At 63.6% G+C, this 3,054-nt stretch carries 4 protein-coding genes; 2 read left to right on the forward strand and 2 right to left on the reverse strand.

The genetic code is table 11. The features are described from left to right. Together ABEB28_RS42415 and ABEB28_RS42420 are read left to right on the forward strand one after the other, a co-directional pair. On the forward strand, nucleotides 1–503 hold a 503-nt coding region (locus ABEB28_RS42415; protein WP_345733976.1), incomplete at its 5' end, for a hypothetical protein. A 711-nt stretch (nucleotides 504–1,214) separates the two neighbouring features. After that, entirely contained in the window at nucleotides 1,215–1,676 is a 462-nt protein-coding gene (locus ABEB28_RS42420) for a GNAT family N-acetyltransferase (RefSeq protein ID WP_345733977.1), read from the forward strand. A 547-nt stretch (nucleotides 1,677–2,223) separates the two neighbouring features. Here ABEB28_RS42420 and ABEB28_RS42425 read toward each other — a convergent pair. Next, nucleotides 2,224–2,559, reverse strand: a complete 336-nt coding sequence (locus ABEB28_RS42425) for a hypothetical protein (protein ID WP_345733978.1) — start codon at nucleotides 2,557–2,559, stop codon at nucleotides 2,224–2,226. A gap of 71 nt (nucleotides 2,560–2,630) precedes the next feature. Further along, on the reverse strand, nucleotides 2,631–3,054 hold a 424-nt coding region (locus tag ABEB28_RS42430), incomplete at its 5' end, for a hypothetical protein (protein WP_345733979.1).

Raw genomic sequence — 3,054 nt, forward strand, 5'->3', positions numbered from 1 at the left:
CAGGCTCAGGGGTCAAGGCCCCCCTGCAGTTCACCCTCAGGCCCTGGCTAGAGGACGGCCACGCTCCCCAGCACTGGCTGCCGATAGCGCTGATCGGTGGCGTCATCGCCTTGGCCTGGGCGGGGTTCCGGACCGTCCACCTGATCCACACCTACCGGCTGCTGTCCCGGCAGGCCACCGCGGCCGACCGACCCGCACTCGGGACTATCACCGGCGACCGCGATGGCGACCCGGTGCTCCTGGCCTGCGACCCGCTGATCACCCCACCTCAGCTGTTTGCGATCGCGCTGCGGACGCCGCTACCGGCCACCGCACTGCAACACGACGCTCCGCTCCGACTGCGCGCGCACGGCAAGCTGGCCGAAGGCGAACCCGTCGTGGCCGAGCTCCCCGACGGTGCACTGCTGATCCCGGCCGGCCCGGCGATCCCAGCAGATACCCAAATCCTGTGCGATCTACTGGATTCAGTGGGCGCTCTACAGCGAAAACACCAACCACACTGAACCCCTACAGCTGAGCGACCGGCAAGCCCTCTCCGAGACCATCGGATCGCCAAGCGACCGACGCAGGCCTGCCCGATCTGACATATCCGCACGTCACGGGATGGCACTGGCTCACACAGAACGTCACTGGATAACAGACCCGCGGATTAAAAGTCCGATGCGGAGGGTTATCGACTTTACTATCTGCTTTGTACCACCTGATGACAGCTCGCACCACCACGAATTACCTGGGTGCTTCTAGAACCCAGCGAGGCGAGGCCATTTTGATGGCCTCGCCTCGACGCTTGTACCGCCACGACCCACGTCGTGCCGTCGGGCTCCATGACAAGCGAGCAACCACGCTCGACCGCGGGCTCCTATGAGAGTGCCGCCGCGATCACGGCCGTCGACGGACTCCACAGCCCCAAAAGCACGGCAGACGCGTCGTCTCAGACGCCGACAGCCGACTTCTGTAGTCGCGAGGCGATCACCCCGCGTTCGGCCCTGTGGTTGGCGCGGATCGTAGCGGCCCTCTAGGGAAGCGATGAAGCGCTCGGGATGCTGGATGTAGGTCGCGATCGTGCTCGGTCGGTGGTTCCCGGCGGCCAGCAACTCCTGGCGGTACCTGGCCAATTCGTCACGCGAGCCGCGCGTGGTCCACGCCTGCTCGGTCATGCCCGTCACTATGTCGCGCCTCAACGGCGCCAGAGAGAGCCCTGGCAGAGTGTGCGGATGAACGTTCGCACTGCGACCGTTGATGACCTGCCTCGCGTCCTGAATCTGGTGACACAGATGTTCCGGGATCTCGGGACGCCCGTCGCGTCAGCCGAGTGGCAGCACGCGGCACGGCACCGGCTGGAAGCCGCAGACGCAATCGCTACCGTCGTCGCGACCGACGACCGCAATGAGCCGATCGCGGTCGCGGTCGGAATCATCGACGAACGAATCCCCAGTCCGCGCCGGCCTGATGGCCGGATCGGTTACGTCGAGTGGCTCGCCACGGATCCGCACTATCGACGTCGCGGTGCCGCGCGTCTCGTGATGACAGCGCTGCTCGACTGGTTCGACGAGCAAGGCGTCGCCACGGTTGACGTCCATGCCTCCCCCTACGCCCACCCGCTCTACCAGGCACTCGGCTTCCGGCCACCGGCCGCGACGCCACTGCGACGCATCAAACCCGACGATGACCGATGACTGAGCCAGCTCGACCACCCTCACTCCGCGGCAGATTCGTGCGTTTCCGGTCCTGGCGGAGGAGCGGTTCCGCCGGAATTGAGCCCATACCCGCGTTCTGCCGGATGGTCAGTGGCGAAAGCCTCGACTCGCCGGATTGGACGATCATGCAAATCCTTATCGCCATCCAGGCTGGCACGCAGATTAGCAGGGACTAGATCTTCGGGAGGCCGCGTCCGGCCCGAGAAAAGTCGTAGTTCTTCTCGGATCTCCTCCTAGTCCTGCCCGCACGACCATCGCGAATTCGTCGCGACCAAGAGAAGGCGAGACCTTCACCCAGAAACGCCTTCCCTCGGGCTCCGACACCGTAGTCCCCGTGATCTGCGTGAGCTGGTCGATCTGCTCCTGCACGGACTCCTCCGGATGAGTCTGGCGGAAGCCAGGCTCGAGAAGCCGACACGCCATGCCTTGTCCTCGCCCAGCAGCCGGAACTCACCGCGGAGCTGCCCAGGTCGAAGGCGAACCGACCGACCTGGACACGACCCGCAAGAATTCTCCGCCGGAAGACTTAGCCTTTGGTGCCCTGTCCAACCGCTACCTGATAAATAGTCGGCCGTAAAAGGTGCCAGGCGAGCAGCGCGAAAAAGAGGCAGACAGCCGCTGGGACGATATCAGGATCCCGCACGAACGACACGAGTGCGCCGATAGCGTGGCCGATCACCTCCACTACAACCACCCAATACGCCCACCGCCTGCGCCGCCCGAGCGACCAAGCCGTCATCAGACCGAAACCCGCCAGAATCAGTAGCGGCACCCCATACGCGGCCCACTGCCGGACACTACCGCCGAGCGCGAGCGCCCCGATTGCCACCCCAGCCGCAGCAAATCCGCTCAAGTAAATCATGAATTGAGCGATAGTTACGGCAATCGGAAACTTTCGGTCCTGACCGACCCTCGAAGGCCTTCCCCTAGGCATCAAACCCCCCTCCAAACCTCGGGCCTCGTGATGTATCTCGGGCTAGAAATTGAAGAGGAAGGGCGGTGGTAGTACCAATTAGAGGTCCTCCAGTACTGCCGGTAGCCCCAAAGGACGTTGTACTTCACCTTAACCTGATACTCGACCCGGAATGTAATGTACTCTTGTGTGCGGGTGATGGGATATCCGCCCTGACCGTTCGGGCCGGTCCACCCAACGGCAATGCACCGTCGGTAGATCAAGGACCGCGCCCGGATTCGATGATGAATTTCCTGGACCACGAAGCCGGTCGGGAAGGTCAGGACGTTGGAGATAACCCGACGATATGAGTCCCTGTCGGTGACGTTCGTCCACTTCGAGTAGTGCCATGGGGAAGCGTAGTACACCGCCCACCGCCCCAGGGACTGTCTCGCCAACGGTGTT

This window comes from Cryptosporangium minutisporangium, from assembly GCF_039536245.1.
In the GTDB taxonomy this organism is placed as follows: Bacteria; Actinomycetota; Actinomycetes; order Mycobacteriales; family Cryptosporangiaceae; genus Cryptosporangium; species Cryptosporangium minutisporangium.

Excerpts from the sequence above, each read along its gene's own strand:
- ABEB28_RS42420 (WP_345733977.1), top strand. The coding sequence starts at position 1,215 with ATGAACGTTCGCACTGCGACCGTTGATGACCTGCCTCGCGTCCTGAAT.
- ABEB28_RS42425 (WP_345733978.1), bottom strand. The coding sequence starts at position 2,559 with ATGATTTACTTGAGCGGATTTGCTGCGGCTGGGGTGGCAATCGGGGCG.